This is a genomic window from Candidatus Mancarchaeum acidiphilum (assembly GCF_002214165.1).
In the GTDB taxonomy this organism is placed as follows: Archaea; Micrarchaeota; Micrarchaeia; order Micrarchaeales; family Micrarchaeaceae; genus Mancarchaeum; species Mancarchaeum acidiphilum.
In genome coordinates this window covers 229,237-251,169 of record NZ_CP019964.1, presented here as the reverse complement: position 1 = coordinate 251,169, position 21,933 = coordinate 229,237, and the positions used below count along the sequence as shown (strand labels likewise).

26 protein-coding genes and 1 tRNA gene are annotated in these 21,933 nt (G+C 32.8%); 8 read left to right on the top strand and 19 right to left on the bottom strand.

Translation table 11 applies throughout. From position 1 onward, the window contains the following. Positions 1–72: 72 nt before the first annotated feature. Together Mia14_RS01360 and Mia14_RS01355 are read right to left on the bottom strand one after the other, a co-directional pair. Entirely contained in the window at positions 73–1,686 is a 1,614-nt protein-coding gene (locus Mia14_RS01360; protein WP_088819769.1) for an ATP-binding protein, read from the bottom strand. 192 nt (positions 1,687–1,878) lie between these two features. Continuing rightward, positions 1,879–2,703: a stage II sporulation protein M gene (locus tag Mia14_RS01355; RefSeq protein WP_088819768.1), complete on the bottom strand. Its 825-nt coding sequence runs from the start codon at positions 2,701–2,703 to the stop codon at positions 1,879–1,881. A gap of 429 nt (positions 2,704–3,132) precedes the next feature. Between Mia14_RS01355 and Mia14_RS01350 the strand changes: the two genes are divergently transcribed. Together Mia14_RS01350 and Mia14_RS01345 are read left to right on the top strand one after the other, a co-directional pair. Continuing rightward, positions 3,133–3,855: a peroxiredoxin gene (locus tag Mia14_RS01350; protein WP_088819767.1), complete on the top strand. Its 723-nt coding sequence runs from the start codon at positions 3,133–3,135 to the stop codon at positions 3,853–3,855. A 108-nt stretch (positions 3,856–3,963) separates the two neighbouring features. Then, complete coding sequence (locus tag Mia14_RS01345) at positions 3,964–4,563, top strand: PadR family transcriptional regulator (protein ID WP_088819766.1); 600 nt, start codon at positions 3,964–3,966, stop codon at positions 4,561–4,563. On the opposite strand, the gene Mia14_RS01340 is transcribed toward Mia14_RS01345, so the two are convergent. The 3 genes from Mia14_RS01340 to Mia14_RS01330 form a co-directional block, all read right to left on the bottom strand. Next, positions 4,560–5,009: a hypothetical protein gene (locus Mia14_RS01340; protein WP_088819765.1), complete on the bottom strand. Its 450-nt coding sequence runs from the start codon at positions 5,007–5,009 to the stop codon at positions 4,560–4,562. The two genes, Mia14_RS01345 and Mia14_RS01340, sit on opposite strands and share 4 nt — an antisense overlap. 71 nt (positions 5,010–5,080) lie before the next feature. Continuing rightward, positions 5,081–5,587 carry a helix-turn-helix domain-containing protein gene (locus Mia14_RS01335; protein ID WP_088819764.1) on the bottom strand — a complete coding sequence of 169 codons (507 nt, stop codon included), beginning with the start codon at positions 5,585–5,587 and terminating at the stop codon, positions 5,081–5,083. Between the two features lie 93 nt (positions 5,588–5,680). After that, on the bottom strand, positions 5,681–7,321 hold the full coding sequence (locus tag Mia14_RS01330; protein WP_157891422.1) for a thermopsin family protease: 1,641 nt from the start codon (positions 7,319–7,321) through the stop codon (positions 5,681–5,683). A gap of 167 nt (positions 7,322–7,488) precedes the next feature. Here Mia14_RS01330 and Mia14_RS01325 point away from each other — a divergent pair, with 167 nt between their 5' ends. Continuing rightward, positions 7,489–8,244, top strand: coding sequence for a M48 family metallopeptidase (locus Mia14_RS01325; RefSeq protein WP_157891421.1), 756 nt, complete (start codon positions 7,489–7,491; stop codon positions 8,242–8,244). A gap of 37 nt (positions 8,245–8,281) precedes the next feature. After that, complete coding sequence (locus tag Mia14_RS01320; protein ID WP_088819761.1) at positions 8,282–8,632, top strand: hypothetical protein; 351 nt, start codon at positions 8,282–8,284, stop codon at positions 8,630–8,632. 55 nt (positions 8,633–8,687) lie between these two features. Here the strand turns inward: Mia14_RS01320 and Mia14_RS01315 are convergent, their stop codons facing one another. After that, the gene (locus tag Mia14_RS01315; protein ID WP_088819760.1) at positions 8,688–8,936 is read right to left on the bottom strand and encodes a hypothetical protein; all 249 of its coding nucleotides are present in this window, start codon (positions 8,934–8,936) and stop codon (positions 8,688–8,690) included. Positions 8,937–9,088: 152 nt separating this feature from the next. On the opposite strand from Mia14_RS01315, the gene Mia14_RS01310 reads away from it, so the two are divergent. Further along, positions 9,089–9,787, top strand: coding sequence for a carbonic anhydrase (locus tag Mia14_RS01310; protein ID WP_088819759.1), 699 nt, complete (start codon positions 9,089–9,091; stop codon positions 9,785–9,787). A gap of 38 nt (positions 9,788–9,825) precedes the next feature. Here the strand turns inward: Mia14_RS01310 and Mia14_RS01305 are convergent, their stop codons facing one another. Continuing rightward, complete coding sequence (locus Mia14_RS01305; protein ID WP_088819758.1) at positions 9,826–10,287, bottom strand: hypothetical protein; 462 nt, start codon at positions 10,285–10,287, stop codon at positions 9,826–9,828. Positions 10,288–10,432: 145 nt separating this feature from the next. Between Mia14_RS01305 and Mia14_RS01300 the strand changes: the two genes are divergently transcribed. Further along, complete coding sequence (locus Mia14_RS01300; protein ID WP_088819757.1) at positions 10,433–11,428, top strand: hypothetical protein; 996 nt, start codon at positions 10,433–10,435, stop codon at positions 11,426–11,428. A gap of 15 nt (positions 11,429–11,443) precedes the next feature. On the opposite strand, the gene Mia14_RS01295 is transcribed toward Mia14_RS01300, so the two are convergent. After that, the gene (locus Mia14_RS01295) at positions 11,444–12,430 is read right to left on the bottom strand and encodes a hypothetical protein (RefSeq protein ID WP_088819756.1); all 987 of its coding nucleotides are present in this window, start codon (positions 12,428–12,430) and stop codon (positions 11,444–11,446) included. Between the two features lie 140 nt (positions 12,431–12,570). Beyond that, entirely contained in the window at positions 12,571–13,107 is a 537-nt protein-coding gene (locus tag Mia14_RS01290) for a molybdopterin-dependent oxidoreductase (RefSeq protein ID WP_269799411.1), read from the bottom strand. Between the two features lie 187 nt (positions 13,108–13,294). Here Mia14_RS01290 and Mia14_RS01285 point away from each other — a divergent pair, with 187 nt between their 5' ends. Further along, the gene (locus Mia14_RS01285) at positions 13,295–14,986 is read left to right on the top strand and encodes an ATP-binding protein (protein WP_088819754.1); all 1,692 of its coding nucleotides are present in this window, start codon (positions 13,295–13,297) and stop codon (positions 14,984–14,986) included. Positions 14,987–14,990: 4 nt separating this feature from the next. Here the strand turns inward: Mia14_RS01285 and Mia14_RS01280 are convergent. The 10 genes from Mia14_RS01280 to Mia14_RS01240 form a co-directional block, all read right to left on the bottom strand. Beyond that, positions 14,991–15,062, bottom strand: a tRNA-His gene (locus Mia14_RS01280). Positions 15,063–15,214: 152 nt separating this feature from the next. Further along, positions 15,215–15,517, bottom strand: a complete 303-nt coding sequence (locus Mia14_RS05050; RefSeq protein ID WP_124216869.1) for a hypothetical protein — start codon at positions 15,515–15,517, stop codon at positions 15,215–15,217. A gap of 376 nt (positions 15,518–15,893) precedes the next feature. Next, complete coding sequence (locus Mia14_RS01275) at positions 15,894–17,183, bottom strand: Flp family type IVb pilin (protein ID WP_088819753.1); 1,290 nt, start codon at positions 17,181–17,183, stop codon at positions 15,894–15,896. Continuing rightward, the gene (locus tag Mia14_RS01270) at positions 17,183–17,524 is read right to left on the bottom strand and encodes a hypothetical protein (protein WP_124216868.1); all 342 of its coding nucleotides are present in this window, start codon (positions 17,522–17,524) and stop codon (positions 17,183–17,185) included. Before Mia14_RS01270 ends, Mia14_RS01275 begins: the two co-directional genes overlap by 1 nt. A 46-nt stretch (positions 17,525–17,570) precedes the next feature. After that, positions 17,571–17,771, bottom strand: a complete 201-nt coding sequence (locus Mia14_RS01265) for a hypothetical protein (RefSeq protein WP_088819751.1) — start codon at positions 17,769–17,771, stop codon at positions 17,571–17,573. Continuing rightward, positions 17,772–18,146, bottom strand: coding sequence for a hypothetical protein (locus Mia14_RS01260; protein ID WP_088819750.1), 375 nt, complete (start codon positions 18,144–18,146; stop codon positions 17,772–17,774). Between the two features lie 5 nt (positions 18,147–18,151). Continuing rightward, on the bottom strand, positions 18,152–18,391 hold the full coding sequence (locus Mia14_RS01255; protein ID WP_088819749.1) for a class III signal peptide-containing protein: 240 nt from the start codon (positions 18,389–18,391) through the stop codon (positions 18,152–18,154). 7 nt (positions 18,392–18,398) lie between these two features. Further along, positions 18,399–19,148, bottom strand: a complete 750-nt coding sequence (locus tag Mia14_RS05120) for a hypothetical protein (protein ID WP_088819748.1) — start codon at positions 19,146–19,148, stop codon at positions 18,399–18,401. Next, entirely contained in the window at positions 19,138–19,851 is a 714-nt protein-coding gene (locus Mia14_RS01245; protein WP_088819747.1) for a hypothetical protein, read from the bottom strand. Before Mia14_RS01245 ends, Mia14_RS05120 begins: the two co-directional genes overlap by 11 nt. Beyond that, positions 19,848–21,329, bottom strand: coding sequence for an ATPase, T2SS/T4P/T4SS family (locus Mia14_RS01240; protein WP_088819746.1), 1,482 nt, complete (start codon positions 21,327–21,329; stop codon positions 19,848–19,850). Before Mia14_RS01240 ends, Mia14_RS01245 begins: the two co-directional genes overlap by 4 nt. A gap of 181 nt (positions 21,330–21,510) precedes the next feature. Between Mia14_RS01240 and Mia14_RS01235 the strand changes: the two genes are divergently transcribed. Then, entirely contained in the window at positions 21,511–21,831 is a 321-nt protein-coding gene (locus tag Mia14_RS01235) for a hypothetical protein (protein ID WP_088819745.1), read from the top strand. Positions 21,832–21,933: the final 102 nt, after the last annotated feature.

The following is a 21,933-nucleotide window of genomic DNA, read 5'->3' as shown; positions in this document are numbered from 1 at the left end:
TTATTTAAATGTATCATATTAAATTCTATTCTTGGTTAGGTATTGAAATGGTAGTTTCTGCCAATGCTATTTTCATACAAAGTTTTTGAATTCGTTATACCTATCTTTAAACGCGATGGGGTCCATTAGCATTGTTTTTATCTTATTTTTTCTCCTGAATGTTGCCTTGAAAAATGGCATATAAACTGTATCAGACTTTTCAATCTTGCATCCTGCAAATATAAGTCCTATCTTTTTGTATGCTTCACTAGGCTTTATGCTGCCCGCTATATCGTTTGAACTTATAAAAGAACTGTTGAATGATATTGGAATATAGAAATAGGAATTTTCAATAGGTGGCAGGCTGTAGTATTTGCCATCAAAATCCAAAATTCCCTCATCAACCAAATGGTTAAGCATATGCTTTGATTCTTTTTCTTCTGATCCGCTCAGTTCTGAGATCTTTTTAGGTGTTGCCTTCTTGTATCCTCTAAGGCTGTAAAGCAACGAACTTTCTTGAGGGGTTAATGCCGACTTTTTATAATTTAATTTTGGCATTTTGTACATTTCCAAACTTTCCTTGTCTATCTTTATTATATAATCGTTAAATGCGATCAAGCTGTAACCTTCTTTTACTGTAGAATTGTCCTTGGTAGGTATGTGCAGCTTTGAGTAGATTGCAGGCAAGTATATCTTCTTTATCGACTCTATTTCATATTTATGCAGTAAATTTGTTATGCTGTTCGCCTTGCTTTCTGCAAACTTCCTTGCATCATCAATTGTATATCTTGAATCCATAATTTGAACTTCAATTATATCTTCATCTTCTTTCTTGTACTGAACCTTTTTTGGCTCGTCTGCCTTAATTGATTCTACCTCTTTTTGGACTAATCCTTCCGACTTTCTTATATCGTTTATTATGTCATCAAAACTGCTTATCTTTCTTTGTACTGAAAGTGGTGGTGTTTCTCCCATGTGCCTTATCTCACGCTCTTTTACTCTTACCATGCCATTAAATCCCAGCCCAAATGATACGAATTCACCTACATTTAGCCTTGTCAGTATTTTCTTGTTTTCTTCATCCTCCAAAAGTATATCTATTGCATTTATATCATTCTGTATAGTCATGCGTCCTATAAATCCATAGGAACATTGTGAAAGTACGTTCTTGCTGACGTTTGCAGGCCTTTGTGTAGCTATAAGCAAGCCTATTCCCCTTTTCCTTCCTCTAACGCTAAGCTCTTCTATTATATTCATTTCCTTTGATCTTACCACTTGTGGGGCAAACTTGTCTGCTTCTTCTACAATAACCAAATAAGGTTTGTGTATCTCAGTTTCAAGTTCGTAAAGCTTGTTAAGTACCTTTGAAACAAGGCCAGAGCTATCGCTTTCATCAGATACATCAAATATTATAGGAATAGAGTCGTCTATGCTCTTCCTAAGGAGACCGCTATAGTTTACTTCAAAATTTAGGTCAGATGCCTTGTCGCTGCTTACCCATATGGCATCAAATCTGCTCTTCAGGTTACGGTATTCGCCTTCGGTGTCTATTATAATAAATGGTAGGTTGTTTCTGCAAAGTTCCTCTGATATTACTCCAACAAGGTAGGACTTTCCCGATCCGCTTTGTCCTATTACACAACCTCTGCCAGTCATAACTATCTGGGCATTAAGATCAAATCCCTCTCCAATGTTTATCTTAAGCATTAGTATATATTTTGAAGGAAGAATTTTTATTTTAATTCATTTTAGCTGCTTCTAAACTATGCCGTATTTTGTATTGATATAAATGATCAATGTACCAACCTAAATGAATAATTCCTTAGAGTGAGGAAAATCTATACTTTGGGATAAACCATAATTTTAAAGGCTTGGATTGAGAAAGTTTGTATCGTGTACTCAAGATTTCTGTAATCTCCGATTGCTTATCTTTGAATACGTGAATATTCTTAGTTTTTTAGCTATAACTAAGAATAATCCCACTATGATAAATGCCGGTATCCAAAGCATCATTAGGTAGACCACATTTTTAAGCACTAAAGCTCCAGATTCAAGGCTTGCTGCAACAAAGAGGTCTATTACTATAAATACCCATACATACACAGCACGCTTAACCTCATGCTTGAAGGTCTTTTTTAATATAGCAAGCAGAAGCATTATGCTTTCTGCGACAGCTGCGGAATATGCAATTAATTCTATCCAAGTATCCGGCAAAAGGAATAGTCCGAACATCAGCAAAGGCCCTGGAACTGACGCATTCTCAGACTTGCCCAATGTTTCTGCGGTTATTGCAGTAATGGAAGATGATAATACAAACTCTGCAGGACCTATTACCGGGATAAGCTCAGATGTGGCAACCTCTAGATTGTGTGATGCTATGCTATATACCATCATTGGATAAGACTGGTTGTATATTGGGCCTGCTAATGAATTAAATGATGAAACTAGCTTACTCTGATAAGATTTTGATATAGGAACAGCACTAAATACAAAAAGAATTATTACTTCTATTACAAATACCTTTATCGCTATATCTTTAAGCTTTATATTCTCCGATACCTCTTTATCGTGGTTTAATGCCTTTTTATTTATTTTTACTTTTGGTGTGTATTTCCATTTTGAGGTTCTTATGGTATTGTTTTGATTTTTTTTAGACTGGCTTCTTTTATTAGGAGTCTTGTTATTCTTGCGCTTATGGAGTTTTGAATTATCTATAACGACCAAAATAATCACACGTTAAGTTAAATGTTTATGCCAAAAACAAATTTTGGCCTTGCCTATGAATTGATAGAATATCAAATGCAAAGTTTTCTTAATACTGCCTCACAGCAATTAATGAAATCTTATAGGCGTTGGTTTAACCTTATACAATACTCTTATTATGCCCTTTTATTACTTAATACTTTTTATTTGAATAAAGATCCATACTATAATATTTAGACATGTTTATTTGGTTTATTTAAACAAATAGTTGGGAAGTCTCTCTTCGCAAAATAGGGGATGGGAGCAAATAAAATCTTTTAATAGTTTTATGGGTTTTTTAATTTCCGTATTATTTCCGTATTATATCTACTAATCATTATTTATATAAAAGTAATTGTATATTTAACAATGGTATAAATACATGGAGTACAATAGCTTATAGGTGAGATTATGGATGATGTAAATTTTAGTATGCCTCTTATAGGAGAAAAATTTCCGGAGTTGGATGTTGAAACGACCGCAGGAAAGATGAAGCTTCCTGATTCATTTAATGGCCACTGGTTTATGCTATTTTCGCATCCTGGAGATTTTACCCCAGTATGCACTACGGAGTTCTTTTCTTTTTCTAAAAGAAATGACGATTTCAATAAGCTTAATACACAGCTTATAGGTTTGTCCGTAGATAGTGTTGTAAGTCATATAGCTTGGATAAAATGGATTGAAGAAAACCTTAAAATAAAAGTTCCATTCCCTATAATAGGGGATTCTATGGGAAAGGTTGCTAAAAGACTTGGCATGATACACGCAGAATCCTCTTCATCGACGGTAAGAGCAGTATTCTTGGTAGACGATAAAGGAATATTGAGATTGATATTATATTACCCATTGGAGATGGGAAGGAGCGTAGATGAGCTTCTGAGAGTAATAAAGGGGCTTCAGATGGCTGACAAGTATAAAGCAGCAATGCCTGCAAATTGGCCTGATAACGAGATAATAGGGGACAAGGTGCTTAATCCGGTTCCTCACAATATTGAGGATGCAGATAAGGCAATGGCAGATCACAAGGGATATGCTTGGTGGCTCACTTATAAGGAGCTTCCTGCAAATGAAGTAGAAGAAGCTAAAAATCTAGATAAGCCTGGAAAGGATGAAAGTTCTCCTGTACCTCAGTAAATTTCCTTTGCTTTTTCGAATTCTATTCCTTTTCTTCAGAACGAAACATATAAATATCTAAATGTAGATATCTAATATTAGATACTTTGTATCTGATAGGTGAGAGAAATGGAAGAAAAAGATGAAAACGAAGATAGAGAAGATATTGAAGAGGATTCCCATCAGGGCATGGGAAAAGGCAGTAAGGGGATGATGGGCGGAAAGCATAGAGGAATGTGTGGGCATGGACCACATGGAATGATGGGACACAGTTGCCATTTAGGTTTTAGGGGACTTAAGTACCTTATACTAAAAGTAGCCAAAGAAAAAGAGATTAGTGGGTCCCAGATAATAAGTATAGTAAATGAGATAACAGAAGGCAGAATGAAGCCATCCCCTGGAAATGTTTACCCTGCATTGAAGGAACTTGAGAGCTTGGGATATCTTAAGAAAAGAGAAGAGGATAATACAAAGTATTATTCTATAACAGACAAGGGCATAGATTTGTTAAAGGATTCGGAATTGCCTATTTGGTACAAGTTAAAAGGCAATATGGATTCACAGACTTCGGAGTACTTGAACAAATATGCAATAAGCTCTGAACTGGACAAATTGCAGTATGAAGCAACTTATTTGCAGGAAAGCTCTGCTGTGATTAAGGCAGATGAAGAATTGTCCAAAAAGGTCAAGGATATAATAAAAAGGCTAAGCTCTATAACTGAAAGCTAATTGCTTTCAGATTTTTTGTTTTTATTTCTTTTCTGGTATAAAGTCATATTCAATACATTTATTGTGTTTATAAATATTGCTATTATTATTAATGCCAGCCCTAATTGTTCTGCTATAGCATATTTCAAAATATTAGATATGAAAAATATTATTATCCCAGTATTGAATACGTAAAATTCGGCCCTTATTGTATCATAAGCTGCATATTTGGAATGCATAAGCCCTGGCACAAACATATAGCTTAATCCGAATATTATATTCGTTACAAACCCAAAGAACCACAGGAGGAAAATTGCCCCGTATGACACTTTCAGGCTTAGCATTACTATTGCATAAAGCAGAAGCGAGCCTAACAGGAGGTAAACGAAAGACAGCCAAATGAAATTTGCTATGAATAAGGAATCTGAATGTATATTGTCCTCCCTAAAATCTGCCTTTATTATCAATTTTACTTATTTTGAAACATTAACTTACGTGACATCCTCCCACCCGTAAACGGTGTGGGCTTCCTCTGCATTCATGCAATCACTGCATCCTGCAAAGGATGTGTTTTATCGGTTCTCAGTTCCTCGAGAACTGCCTCCATTTGAGGCCTTACACTCTCTCCCCGAGCGTGACTTTCCCTCTGTCCGAGGGTAGCTCTTTTGAGTATGTTTATTGACGCGTTTATATCCCTTGACCTGAATCTTGGAAATCCTGCCTTCTTGTTTCTTTCCTTGATTCTCCTGAAGAAGTTCTGGTATGCCTTTAGAAGCCTATATTCAATCTCGCATCTCGTCTGCGAGTATAGTTTCATGTATCTCTTGTCATCTTGGATTACCTCTTTTACGAACCTGTTGAACTGTGCCATAGAGACTTTTCTCTTTCCGTTCTGGTAGGATGCGATTGACTTCTCAAGAATCCTGTTGTAGAACTGCTGTGCAAGGATTAGCCTTTCATCTATCTCATTCTGCCTTTTAGTATCTGGATATATCCTGAATTTATAGGCTCTTGTGGAATCCATGTTGTTTGTATAACCATTCATATTTATACACCTTTACTTTATTCAGCAGTTCGCTTTCATCCCACCGCTAAAGCGTGTGGGATTTCCCGCTCACTTTGTTAAATTGTTGTGTTGTTATTTGTTGTGGTTCTTAAATATCAAAAATTTTATTGTATATAAGATTATTATTGTTAGAATCAAAATCAGTAATTTAAAAGAATTTTTGTATACAAATTCATAAATTTGACTAATACTTGGATTTCCATTTTGGAGATCAACTTCATAGCCTGATGTTGGGTTTATGAATGCTTTGGATTCATTTTGAAGTGCGTATGTTTTATTTGAATTATAATGTTGGCTTTCAGTTATTATTTCATTATAATTTGGGCTACCAATTTCAGTAATAATCTTATTATTTATAACAGAAGTGCTTAGGTCTGATGCAGATTCCCCTGTATTGATACCAAAGGTATATAAGTATGGGAATGCAATCAAACTGTCATTTGAAACATAATAAAGATCTTCTGTTGAATTCATATTATAAAATTTAGATGACTCATCATTACTTTCTCCACCAAAAACTAAACCAACGTCAAACGAATTTCCGTTTCCTGCTTCGTAATAAGGAGTTACCTCTATATAAGAGGTAGAATTTAGAATTTTTATTGTCACATTGTTGAAGAATCTGTAGCCATTTTGCGTATAGTAACCAAAATTTACCCTTGGCCCAATTGATGTATTATTAACAGTTATAACTGGTGAAAAGTATATAGGGTAAGAAAGCTTGTTATTGAGATTATTTGAATCATATGATCCATAAAAAGATGTCTTAATTTTAGAGTTGTTGTATTTTATATAAGTGGTTCCAATATAACCATCCCCAATTAATTGTGATTTTGATAAATTTGCGCCTAATTTAGTGTCATTCCACATGTTACTGTATATCTGGTATTCTAATGAACTTGTATTTAGAGACATTACATCTTGCAGCCAGTATTGGTAAGTTTTATTGTCTGATATTACATTCATCATTGCATTCAACTGTATACTGGCACCATAGGGTGATGTATTTTCGGGTGGATCACTGCTATATGCATAAATAGATGTTATATTAGCAGTGCCTATAATTTCATTGGTTTTTATTTTGAATGTTTGCAGTTTACCTTGCTTTAGATATGTCCCATAACTTGCGATACCCATAGGATTTGGTGAAGATTTGTTTATTAAAGAAACAGGATTTATGATCTCATTTGTGCTGTTTATATAGAAAAATAATCGTGATGAGGAATTTGTTTTGAATATTATTTTCTGTGGGCCCCTATTTAGGTAGGCAGTTATTTGAAATTCTTCATATGGCTGTATAATGTAATTGTAATAGTTTGGTAGAATCATATCTATCTCTTTGTTTGATATTAAGTCAATTGAGAAATTTGTATAATTAGATAGACTAAAATTATCTGTATATTCATTAGAGAAGTTGACTGATTTTAGTTTGCTTGGTGGAGAAACAAAAATGTAAAATGAATAATTTATAGGTTTATATTCTGCCTTTAATATTACATAGTAAGAACCAGGAGAAACGTTTAATTCCTTTACTCCAGAATTTTCAACCTTTGAACTATAAATTTCTTCAGTCCTCTCATTATTGGCATAAGAAGCATAGTTTGATGCATTTACCAGTAATAAGGCTGCAGAAGAACTTGTATTATAACTTATTACAATTGTTGATTCATTTGAAATATTAAGTTCTTCATATGTATACTCGCCAATATTCATATGGTACTCGAGTGATTTTGATTGACTTAGTACAGAGGTGGAATTTATAGTAGCTGATGAACTCGTTATTGGAACCAAAACCAACATTAGTAATACAACAAGTAAATACCTGTTCATATTATTGTTTTATAAGTTTTAAGTTATAAATCTTTTCAATAGGTAATATATTGGATGAAATAAATACCTCAGAGAATTTTGTTTATGTAAATGGCAAAAAATACGTATTAGATATAAAATTCTTAAACCGCAAAACTGCTACTGGATTCATAGAGGACGATAAGATTTGTCTCAAACTCCCCTTACGTCTTAATGCTAAGGATAAAATTAAATATATAAGCATATTGAAACGTAGGCTTATAAAAAGGATAATTGACGGTCAGATATATAGGGAATTACGATTTAAAGATGGTGACTTAATACATATTACAGATAGGAGCTTTTTAATACATAGTTCAATAGACCAATTTATAAAGAGACCAATGACAAAGTTAACTGGAAATTTGCTTTATGTAGTTATTCCTGCATCTGAAGCTACTAAAGCCAATTATATACTAAATGACAGGGTGATTAAATTTCTAATAAAACTTGTATTGCCATATGTTATCCAAAGGGTAAATCACATAAATAATGAGTTTTTTGGGTTTAAAGTATCTAGGATAAAGGTATACCGTCCAAAAAAAGTTGTTTTGGGTAGTTGTAATTATGGCAATAAAACCTTGTCATTTAACCTTAGGATATTCTTATGCCCTGAGAATATTATAGACTCTGTAATAGTACATGAATTATGCCATCTTAAAGTGCCTAACCATTCTCAACAATTTTGGAAACTTCTTTATTCGGTAATGCCAGATTATGATGAATACAGGAAATGGATTAATAAAAATCTTTACTCTGCGACTCTCCCTAATAGATGGTATGAATAAGTGTAAAAGATTAATTATTTGAAAATTTAGTGTGGATATGAATAAAAAATATATAGAAGAAATAATGAATTTAAGAGGAAATAATAGGCCTGTAAGGTACATAGCTAAAAAAATGGGGGTAAACAAAGAAGTTATAGAGGAGATTATAACTAGTAACATAATAAGCAGCGAACCGCTTATAGATGGATTAGTAAAAGGAAAGCAATTCCAAGAATCACCTGATTATATTACGACAAAACAGTTAATAGAAAAATTGGATATTAATGTTGTTTTTAAAAATAATACTGTATTGTCTTATATAGCGAAAAATCGCAGCAACCATCATGATAGATTGATGGATTATATACGATATCAGCTATTATCCTTGAAGAAGGATCAAAAATCTTGATTATAGTGGTAGGGATAAAACCAATTTTAGTTAAGTCGCCTTGATTAGAAGGTTATTAAAGCAAATCACTAAGCAATTGCCTTGTATCCTCAATCCTCTCGGCCTCCTTATATTTGCCTTCTTTTCTTAGACGATTGATTTCTTTGGTAGATAAATCCCAACTAATCTTTTTATCCTCTGAAATTTTTCTGTGAAGTTCTTTTAGCTTTATTTCTTCTGAGGTTAATTCGTGTTTTTTATTTGCATTAAATCTTGGCAAAAGTTCTTCTCTAAAACTTTTATCTTTTACATATTTAGCTTCCATTTAATCTTTAGGATGTAGGATTTGGTTATATTTATATGCTTTGAGCATATTCGTTTTATATCGATATTGTGTTATAGGTCTCAGGAATTTAAATTAATAATAATTGGGATTTAATAAAGTTTATTATAAATAATAAGTGATTCGGTGTTTATATGAACAAACTTGTAATAAGCTGCATGGATAGAAGATTAAATGACCTCATAGAGGAGCAATATTCAGACTGTTTTATTATAAGAAATGCGGGTGCGAATGTATACCCAGTGGCAAAAGAGATTAAGGATTTGATAAAGAATAAGGATATACGTGAGATTATTCTGCTGGCACATACAGATTGCGGGGCAATGAATAAAGTATTTGGTATTATAAAGAGGGGAAAATCAGCGGATCCGGATTTGGAAGAAAGTTTGATATCACAATACCGAAAATTAGATTTTGATAGTATAGATGAATTGGAAAAAGATAATCTTAATTTACAAGTTGATAAACTTAAAAGTGAGTTCCCCGAAACTAAAATTGATGGAAGACTTATCAGAATCGAAGATATAAAGGTACCAAAAGACGATAAAATACATGAATTAATATTAGCTAATCCCTCAAAGCCTGGATACTCGGGATTGCTTGACCAACTTTCTTTAAACCATTTTTCTGCTTATATATTGCAATCAGATACAAATAACATAATGCCGGACTTAAAATTAGCAGTGGCAGATCTTGGTGTAAAATTTATCCATTTGATATCTATAGAAAAAGAAAATCCGAGGGACCGCAAAGTTGACCAACAAAGATTAAATTTGATATTTGGTAAGGACGGGGTTAAAATATCTATATACAGTTATCCATTAAAAGCGTAATTTGTTAATTTTTGTTAATAATAAAAAACTAAAGCTATTCAGAAATTGGAAAATGCTTTACTTGAAATGATACGTGAAATGAAGTTTGATGCCAGTTTTCTATTATTCTTTGTATCTAGTATAATAACCGTATAATTCGTGAAATTTGAATTGTTGTTAATTTCATTGTTGGCGTCGTTTAAAACTCTTTTATCCAATTTTTGGTAGATATCACTTATGTTTACCCCATAGAGATTTTTCTGCTTGTTCTCTCTTAACATGTATATGCTATCTCTCAGGTAATCAAGAGCTCCTTTTTCATTAAGCGATTCCAAATCCAGCTTTATATCTGCATATAGCTTTTTCTTTTCACTTAACCTATATTCTTCATTCCTTAAAAATTTGAATCGGTTTAATCTGATCAGCCTATTTTCATCTTTTATTATTGCATCTACCATATCAGTTTTCTTAGATGTTGCCTTATTATTTATTAAAACCGTATTGCTATGAGCATTATCCATATCATTACCAAATAAATTATCTTGTTAATTAATATATAAGCTTTTCGCCTTTTGGTTAAATAAACTTTTATTTTATTTGTATTTGAAATTTGCATTTGTACAAATAGTTTTTAAAGTACACCAGTTAAACAATTAAACGGTTTATATGGTTGTGAAAGATTTGAATTATGGCGTTGGAAAGGATTTTGAGAGGATAACCTTTTTGGACATGACAAGGTTTAATGATAATCAAAAGCATATTGAACTGACGATACAGTGCAAAAATGGTAACCAAGCTAATGAATTAATAAACTCATTAGAGCATTCAAAACATGCTAATATTAGGAAGGTAAGTTTTCTTAATTTACATTTAAATCCTGATAATACCACATCATTATATCAATCAGCCAAGTTTAGTTATATTTTGGAGTATCTAGAAAACGATAAACCTAAAGAATATGTTTTCTCTGGCCCCGCTAACAAATTAAGGTCACTTGATTATTTAAGCAAGTTTTATAATCAATTTGAAACTTTTGCTTATTGGCTGGATAAAGATTATAATAAAGTAAGGATCGAATTTGACTATAAGAGCGAAGTAAACAAAGATTTAGAAAAGGTAAAAATGAATGCTTTATCGACCTTTGAACATAACTCAAAATCTTATTATGTTTGGTTATACCCAGACAATTCTACAACAAGTTACATTCTAAAGGAGTCAACTAAATTTAAAGTACAGCGTAAAAGCTTTTTATACCTTTTAAATAACTTGGCATCAAAACAGGAGAAGGGAAGCCATTACATTTTGAGTTATTATTATTTAGGTATAAAAAGAGAAATAGAGATTATACCTCCAAATGATATATCCAAAGGATTGCTTGATTTCTTAAGCGAAAACGCGGATAATTTAAATTCGGAATTAATTAGGGATGCTTATAAAAGAGATATTGAGATAAATTTCACAAAAAGAGTAAATTACATAGATTTTGAAATGTCAAATCAGAATGGCAGGGATTACTCAGGATATGCTTTTGGGAATAGATTGGATCGCGCTATATATAAATTAGAGGATAAGATAGATGGAGAGGGTGACCACAAGTTGAGAGATAAATATATACGCTTATACAACCATTTGTGGGAGATGAAAAAGTTTATTAGAGACTAAAATACTTGAACTTGTTTATCTTTTTAACTTGGCTACATTTAGCATTTTATCAAATTCAGGACCATATTCTTTTTCAATTAATGATATCAAATTGTTATCAGAGAGCTTTCTTTTTGATGATAGAATTTTAAGAAATTTAAGGTATTCTACGATATCAAAATCTAACCTGCAACTTATTATTGAAAACAATGCTGACCCTAAGTGATGGTTGCCGTATTTGTCTTTTGCCTTTGGGTTTTTGAGACCATCTAGATTTTTTGCAATTTTGTATAAGTCCTGAGCTGCAGAGTACTTCAAATTATCAATTATAGTATCTGGCCCATTTATTAGTAAATGCATCATGAAGTTGTCAAAATAACTTGCACTGCCCTCTATGTATAACCAGTTTGATTTAGGATTATCTTTTTCATCTATATTTGGGGATACATACACATACTGTAAATGATGAAATACTTCATGACAAGTTGTAGAATATAGATATAACAAGGACTTCATCAGGTTATTTCCCCATGTATTATTGGATTTGAGCGCCTCAATGAATTCTTCTTTGCTTTTGTACTTTTTTGCCAGACGTTTTATGGCGATTACCTCATCCTTTATTAGGTAATCCATATTTATGCATATGGTGCCGTTTTTATATATACCTGAAGCTTCATACTCCCCATCTTTGTATCTTAAACCTTTGTAATCAAATTTTTCTACAGCTATTTGGCCTTTATTATAATGGGCAAAATCGGGAAATGCCTTTGTGAATATTTTATAGGTAGAATCTATTGCTTGATTAACAAATTTTTTTGAAATTTCAAATAGATAATCACTGCTCTTTGTAATTCGAATGTCTCCTTCAAATGATTTTTCTAGTATATCCAGATAACAAGAATTTATGAACTTTTTATCTTTTTTATAAATTGTATCTAGGATCTGTCGGTTGCTGGTACTATTAAAGCTGCCATTTTTGCAATCTGATTTGTCATTGTTTTGGTTGACAAACATGTATTTCATTTAACTATCTGCATAAGTTAATATTAACCTTTTGTTTAACTTCGCCTGGTGCTAATTAAGATCGCGGATACAATAGACTATTAGATTATGTATTTTAAAAAGCAGGGGTAATGTTCTTTGTTGCTTTAGATATTGTGATTTTATTCATCGTCTTTATCTTTATTTCCAAAGAATACTAATTTATTCACAAAATTTAAGCCATCCCAATAACGCTCCTCTTTGTTATAATCGCCTCTCATATTATAGCCACGCTTTTCCCAAAATCCGGCTTTGTCCTCATCCATAACCTCTATTTCATCTAACCATTTAGTGCTCTTCCAAAAATAAAGAGTTGGTATAAAAGCCCTAACTGGCCCACCATGCTCTTTTTCAAGTGGGAGGTTATTGAACTTGAATGCTACCATGCAGTCTTCATTTATATAGCTCATTGGCACATTTGCAGAATATCCTACATATGAACTTCTTAACATTAGGAAATTGCCCTTGGGCTTAACCATATCTAGTAGGTACTTTAGCTTTATACCTTCCCAAATATCGCCTAGCCTGGACCACCTTGTTACACAATGTATATCTACCTTAACCCTTGACATTGGAAGTCCCATCAATTGTTCCCAAGTAAATGAAAGCTCATTCTCTACACTTCCGTATATTCTAAGTTTATAGGTTTTGATATCTATATTGGGTGTTTTGCTTGCACTCAGTATAGGAAATTTGTCTGTAACTATCTGCCCATGCGGTATTTTTGTTATAAAATCACTATCTTTAAATATTGGTAAAACAATAATATTTTACTTTTTGCTTTAAATTAATTTATATGGAAAGAATTTAAAAATTAAATGTGGTATATAATATTGAAGTGCTTATATGGCTATTGAAAATAACTTGCCTGACGATGAAGGCAATGCTGATGATTCGGATATGTTAGAAACAGATAACCTAGCCAAAAACACAAATGATAATAATGAAAAGGCAGTAAATCCAGAGGCAAAAGATCACTGGAAAAAAGGCAACGGATTTTTTGAGGATGATGAATTTGAAAAGGCAATAAGTGAATACAACCAGGCTATTTCAATAGACCCAAAATATGCTGATGCCTATTTCAATAAAGCCCTTACAGAGAGGATTCAAAAGAAGTATAATGAAGCCAGGGAGGATTTGGAAAAAGTTATATTGCTGCAACCATCCAGTTATGATGCACCTTTGCTTATAGGAGACATTTTAGAATCCCAGAAGGATTACCCTGAAGCTAGGATGTGGTATGAAAGATCATTAGCTAAAAATCCGGATTATTCTGAAGCAAAGGATAGAATAAAGAATATTGATAAACTTATACATAGTGAAGCGTCATCAAAAATTGGATCTTCTTCAGGATTGGGCAACTCTTATCCTAATCAATCTAGCAGCAGCACAGAGAATCTAGATGATATCGGTAGTGAACTAGACAGGTTAAGTAAGGGAGGCAATTTATGGCCAGGAGCTGGGGATAACAGCACAGAGGATGATAATAAAGAGGAGATAGAAGAAGGCCAGATAAAGAAGGTTCCTTTTTATAAATCGAATATGACATTCAAAGACGTTGTAGGAGAGGAAAAGCTAAAGCGTTTTCTGAATGATAATGTGGTACTCGCAATAAAAAATCCTGAATTGTTTAAGCATTATGGCAAAAAGCTTGGGGTGGGCCTTCTTCTTTATGGGCCTCCTGGGGTAGGTAAGACATATACAGTAAATGCGGTGGCAGGAGAGGCTGGAGCTAATGTGATAATAGCTAGGACAAATCAGATAGTTGATATGTATACGGGCAATACAGAAAAGAACTTGCATGCTATATTTGAACAAGCTAGAAAGAATACACCCTGTATAATATTTTTTGATGAACTTGATGCTTTAGGTGTTAAAAGAGGGGGCGGAGATAGTGGAGGTGAAGGATCCGCATTGAGACTGGCAGTAAATCAATTTTTGGTCGAAATGAACGGTGTAGAAAAAAACCCTGAAGGCATATATGTAATTGGTGCTACAAACCAGCCCTGGGATATAGATCCAGCATTAAAGAGATCGGGTAGATTTGGTGATGCGCTTTACATACCACCTCCAAATTATAAAGAGAGAAAGCATTTGTTTGAATTTTATACTTCTAATAAACCTCATAAAAAGCTTCATTTGGGCAGGCTTTCTAGAGCCACAATAGGATACTCTCCTGCAGATATAGAGAAGATATGCGATAAAGCAATAATGATTCCACTGCTTAAAGAATATAACACCCGAGTAAAGACCAAGCTGTCGACAGGGGATTTGGTTAAAGTCATAAAAGGTAAGGTAGATGAAAATGTTGGCAGCTCTCTAGACGAATGGTACCTTATGGTAAAGAAGGAAGTAATAAGCAAAACAGAAACCCAGATAGTAGATGGCAAAAAGCAAACTATAGTAAAGGAAGGAAAACTTGACGCACAGGAAAAGATACTTTACAAGAGTATGGTAAAGGATATAAAAAAGAATACCAGTTCATTCCATAAATTCGAAAAACAGATGACTAGGGGGTTTGCAGTACATTTCTTCTGAAAAAGGCCTTGGCCGGGAATCGAACCCGAACTTAAGGATCCACAGTCCTTCGTGCTAGCCTTTACACCACCAGGGCTTATCATAATAAGTATTGTACTGCCAACAATGCTATTATTGTCCTATTAACTTTATAAGTTTTTGTGAATTTCTTGAATTTTATTTATTGGTCCTAGCCTTATAAGCATTTAGTACAGGGCTATGTCCTGCCCTTATCCCTATTTATGCTTATTAAGAGCATTCGACAACTACAAATTGTCTATTTTGGTATTCCTTGACGCTAAACCTATCTATTAACCCTATGCTCTTAAGGTTGTCGATATAGATTGTACTTATATTGCTTTTGCTGAGTAATCTCTCTTGTATGCCCAAATTTAAATGGCATATATAGGAGTTTAAATAGGAGTTAATGGATTCGGTCGAATCGATATAGTTAATATATTGAACTATAGTGCCTATTGCTATAAGTATAGTAATTGCTATTAGGATACCGTAAAATGCTATTTTAACACCCCAGAAAACATATATCTCCATATATCGATGATTCATTTCCTTTATAGTATAAGCAGTAATAATTTAGTTCATGGCAAATTTCCTTATTCCCATAGGATGTTGAGTTTTTATTATAGGATATTTTTAGGTATTGCATATGGTATACTCGTGATAACTCACGCGTGGTATTAATCATGCAACTATAATTCCAAGTTGCTATACAATTGCTATTATAATTGTAAATTATATTGGACATGTCATACACCAAGTTGTAAAAATTTATTTTTGATTGAATTTCTTCTGGAGTCGATTGTGCATATCCTAAATATGACAAGGTTAATATTGATGAAGACAGTATGATAACAGAGATCACAGCTTCTAGCGTTGCTATTTGTGATTTTAGATATACCAAGATCAATCACCTTAAGTTAATTGTATAATTTCCGTAAATTACGGTTTCGTTCTCTATGTTATAATTTTTTATTTCAGCTGTTATATTGCTGAACTTTATCGGTATGTTCTTGCATTTGTAGTTTAGATGGTAGCTTAAACCGCAATTATCCTGCTCAAATGGTTGTGAACTCTTTGGGATACTTTCGTTATATGCGTTTATATTCTCTGATATATATTCCCACTGCTTTCCATCTACTCCAGTACCATTATAAAATGCAAGCAACGAATTAAGTTCTGCCTTCTGAACATAAAAATCTTCGGCCGAAGAAGAGTTTATTCTCCATAAACTCCCATTGCGATATAATAGTTGATTACTATAGTTATCACTACTTGCGTGTGCTCCTGCCAGTTCCAATTTGCCGTAATAACCACTTGGATACCCGGATGAATCAAAGTTTAAGCTTCTATAATTAGAACTAGAGAAATTTGAGTATATACTTATATTTGGAGCGTTGAATTTGAACTTACCATTATATGATAGTTTTGATTCATTATTGCTTAGGCTAAGCAAAGACAGATTATTATAATCCTTATAAATGCATATAACTCTTGATTCTGCATTCTGATCATAAAAGCAGTAATTGGAAAATATGAATAGGTCGTAACTGGCATTCCCACATTGTTCATTTATTGGAAGTTCAACACCGTTATTCATTGCACTGCAATGAGTTTTTATATTGAATTTATATATTTTGTTTTTGTTTTCGATTGGATAAGTTACTGATGAATTATTTATATTTATTGAAACCGTATATTCAGATTTAGAGTACTTCAATATGTTGTAAACACTGGTGTTAATAGAAATGTTCTTATGAACAGTATTATTTTTATACTTGATTTTGAAGTTAAATTGTATCTTTGATAAACCTGTTCTATTTGGTATATAGTAAAACTCGTCTATTGAAAATCCATTTACAGTTGTATTTTTCAAACCTTTATCCAGGTCTATATATCCGTCATTGGTAGTATAGCTCACGTTTAAAATTTTGATTGGGGCTTGGGATAATATTTCAATATACCCTAAACTGGACATATTATATGGCAGGGTACTATTTAGGTAATAGGATATTTCAAATGTCTGACTTTGGTTGTTATAAAGTGCACTATTACTTTGATTTACTGCAGAGCTTAATACAGCATTGAAAGTTTCTTTTGCATCGCTTGAGATTCCGTTATATACTGAAAGGGCAACCACAATTAATGATGATATTGCTGCCAATATTATGATAAATTCAATAGTTGTCTGTATTTTCATCAGTTCACCGATATCTCGTATATGCTTCCTTTCAAGTATACTAATCTGTTTATTGAATTTGAATTAGCACTACAATTTGCGGAGCAATCAAAAGGGTTAAATGGCTTAATTGACGCATTGAATGGAACGGCTAGATTGCTAAAAGCACTATTTCCTGAATCCCCTAAATGAACAAAATGCTGTATTTCCATATTGACGTAAAGTGTATCTGATGACTTAATCGCTTCATTATAAAGTGTATTGTTAGAGTCTAATGTGTAACTATAAAATAAAATGAATGCCACGGATGAAATCATTACGGCAAATATTATATCAGACTCTATCATAAATCCATTCATCATAATGCACCTTTACCAATTTTGTCTTTCTGGCCCATAACCTATTTTATTAATTACTCATTTTGATTACTAGGTACTTATCAGACCAAGAGCTAGAATTGAAAACTGATTGCAAATAGTTAATATTCAAGGAATTTTTAAAATCGGAAATCCTGGCATTTACCTGCATGTACATGTACATTATCGAAGAGATGAATAGGATCCCTATTGCCATTGATATTACTATCTCAAATGAAACCTGCATTTTCATTCAATCACTATAAAGCATATATTTGCCATTTGAATAGTAGAGATCCATAGTTTCAATTGATCCGCTGTTCAAGCATATCTCTTTGGTTATAGATAAATTTCCATATAGCTTAAATTTTTCATAAGCACAGGACAGATATTCGTTGGAAGATGTGCAGTTACATATTGATTTTGGCACATATAACTGAACGTTGCTCTCATAATAGTTCATATTGGAATTTATTGCTGATACAAATGAACCTAGGTAAGCGTTATTTACGCTTGAGTTTAACTCAGATGTTCCTTCTATATAAATTGATAGAATAAACAAGAGAGAGATTGCGGATATTGCAAGGTATATAAGGAATTCCAATGATATCTGTGCGTGCTTATCCAATAAACTTACCTCTTTGAACTTATATTTGCTATCTCCCTGCCTATTTCATTAGCCAAGCTTTGGTTGGTCGATGAATTATAGAAAATTCCTATAGCATCACCTTTAAGTTGAACTATCATTGCTAGCGCTATAACTATTATTATGCTAACCGCTGACAGCATTAACAGGTACTCTATAGACCCCTGTCCCTTCTTTGATCCGGCCATTTCAAATCTCTTTCTTATTTTATTTAGGTATTGTTTCATTTTATCACTATAACATCCTTGATGCAACGTTGTAAGTTGAGAACAAGGCGAATGATGCCACAGCAGTATAAAAAATAGATAAATATAGTACAGGGTAATCTCTTTTATTAGAATACTCCGCATTTATCCAATTCACCATAAGGAGATAAAATATTATTATTGTCAAGAATTCCAAAATTGCTCCGGAGGAAATAGTTGAAGTAAATTTCAGTATATTGGCGGATATGCCTGCAAACATTGGTATAAAGACTAAGTTACCCATTATCATAATTGCTTCGGAACTCTTGACTAATGCTCTTGATCTCCTGCTTATTACATCACTTTTATAGTACTCGGATTTTAGCGTTAGAATTGGCTTGTATATATCAGTACCAGAATGTATTGAGTAAACTATAATCTCTTTTATCCTTTCCAAAAGTTTGGACTCGTTATATTTTAAATTGCTCAGATATTCCAAGGATCCTGAAAAATGATAATATCTTAATGCCCTTGTTATATCTTTCCCAAACTTAAATTCTTTATTTATTGACTTTAATACTTTATTTAGTATTTGCTTGTCATTGGAATTTTGCTGTGATGCAAGGTTTATTAAGAATTCTTCAGATTGCTGTTTTAAATTTCTATTCCCTAAGCGAGGCTTTGCAAGTACTAAGATATTTGCTAATAATATAGGTGCTGAAATATACAGATATCTATAATTAAGTACAATCGAAATTGAGTTTAATGCAGAAAGCATTGTGTAAAATTTATACTTCATTGAAATCTACGCTCTTCATTTTCAATTTTATAATAAGATAAACTGGTGGTATAATGCATGTTAGCACAATGCTGAATGCCCAAAATATTTTAAGGAATGAATTTATGATTGAGTATCCGATTACCCCAAACATTATGAAAGAGGGCATTACGATAGATGCTAATATTCCAAGTGTGGAATATTTTTGGGCTGAGTATGCTTTGTATTCTGAAAGATCATTTTCTTTATTAATTTCGGATTTGTATACAGAATAGGAGCTTTTCCCAAAATCCATCCCACTAGATATATTTCCTTTTATGCTGCTAACCATGTCGTATATTTCATTGGGGCATTTATCATCTAATGCATCTATTAACTTTTCTCCATAAGTAACCCTTCTAGATATACTTTTAAAATATGAGCAAACCTCTTTGTTGTTTGAACTTATTGATGTCTCTTTTATACCATTTATCAAGCTAAGGTGTTTCAATTTGGTTTCATAATAAAGCATATTTATGCTCTGTACAAAGTTGCTTCGGATTTTGTGGGAATTCTCCATATCCTGGTAATTTTTATTTATAAACTTTATAAATAGAATTGTCATCCCAAATGGCAATATCAATAGGATTGAATATATGTTAAAAAGCCAATAGAATATTAATCCTCCTATAGTTAATAGGCTTATATAGGGATATTGTAAATACAGGTATTTTAGAGCTTTCATTTTATCTCCCAATATCTTTCTATATAACTGCTAAATTCCGTGTCTCTTGGAATCGCTTCTAAAAATTTAGATCTGCGCATAAACTCATTTACTGCTTCATCATTGCTCATTCCATGCAATGTTGCATATCTCTTTATGACCTTTGACTCATTCAATAAATGCATGTCAAAAATAGTATTATTAACCATGGCATTTAATTTTACCATAGGCAATTCCTTATCGCCGATAGTTTCTGCCTTTGATAACCAATTGTACTCCACCAATCTGCTAAGCTTTCTTGTGTTATCATATCTGTGTTCCATAAAAATCGCAATATCTAATGATTGTATTAGATGGCTTTCTACAGACATTGGCCTTGATTCTAGTCTTGCAAGAAGAGAATTTTCATCTGCCTCGCTATGCATTGTTGTTATAAAGGGGATTCCGGTGTTTGCACCAAAAAAGATATCGTGGGCTTCAGGACCTCTTATTTCCCCTATGATTAGGCGGTCGGGCCTTAAATGCAAAGAATTGATCACCTGGTCCTTTAATGTAAGTCCCTGTTTTGATCTGCTTTTTAAATTTACCGCATTTATAAAATTGCTATAGAATTTCAATTCATTGACATCCTCCTCTATTGTAATTATCCTTTCATATCTTGGCATTAGTGCACTTATTGCAGTTAATAGGGTTGTCTTTCCAGATGATGGTGATCCTGAGATTATTATATTGCAGCCAACTTCAAGTCCCATCCATAAATATACAATATCCTCCTTGACTATTGTTCCAGATTCGAGAAGCTTTCTTATCCCGATTGATTTGCTTCCATTTAATCTTATAGATGCTGTTGCGCCATTCTCTGAGTAAGGCTTTATTTGAACATGTATCCTTGATCCATCTTTAAGCTGTGCATCTACCACAGGTGAATCCTCATTAAGCTCATTTAGGGTTTCTGAAAGTATCTTGTTCATAGTGAACCTAAATTCATCTTCACCATTAAATTTTAGGTTTGTTTCACAGTATCCATATTTTGCGTGGTAAATAGAGATATTGGATTTAGGGCCGTTTACTAATATCTCTTCTATATCTTTTGAATTTTCAAGAAGTATGCTTATTGGCCCATATCCTACTGTATCGTGTGCTATTATATAAGATAGGAAAGGATCTGATGAATATCTTTCCATTAGGAACCTTGATATGTATTCAATCGATTCCGACGAATACTCTAAATTTATATCTGAATTTACTAGGTACTCAACAGCATATCGTTTAAGTTGTGATGCTTTATAATCATCCAATTTATAGTTCTCAGGATTCAACAAATATAGGTAAATGTTCTTTTTCTTTCCTATAACCTTAAATCTGCCAAGTTTCTCTACTTGCTTGTCAAAAGGCAGATTTGAGACTGAAAAGTTTAGTTGGATTGGGCTGAGATTGGTTTCATAAGATCCTTGTTCGTTTAATGACCTCTTTAGTTTTGACATTAGTGGCCAGCTCATAATCTTACACCTTTTAATTATTATATTAAAGTATATATTTATATACTTTAGTATACGTATTTATTGGAGTTTTCTCTTATAAGAGCCGCAAGAAACTAGTATTTTAGTACCTATTTGGCTATCAAAATAGTGGTTAGTATAAATAATAACACTTTTAAATCTTTATCTACAATATAATTTTATGGCAAAAATTGATAAGAATCAGGATAATATTTGGGCATTGAGAAAGGTTTTGAGTAGGCCTAATTATGCGGTTATGGAGCTTTTGTTGCAAAAATCACCGAGGACTACTAAGGAGCTTTATTCTGTTCTTGAAAAGAAGTTTACAAGGAAGACGCTAATAATAACATTAAGAGAGCTTTCATTGGACTTAAATGTTATACAGCCTACGCATATTAGGACTGCCAACGGTTATGGTTTGGGTTATAAGCTAAACCCCAAGGTTAAAAATATAATAAGAAGCGTACAGAAGTTCTCCAAAACGATAGATAGTGGAAGGTAGCTAGCTTATAGCGTTAAAATTTTTGTTTTTTTTTACTTGCAAAATTAATAATACATTTGATTACAAGGTGTCCTCCAATTTTATTCATCCCGCAAGAGGTAG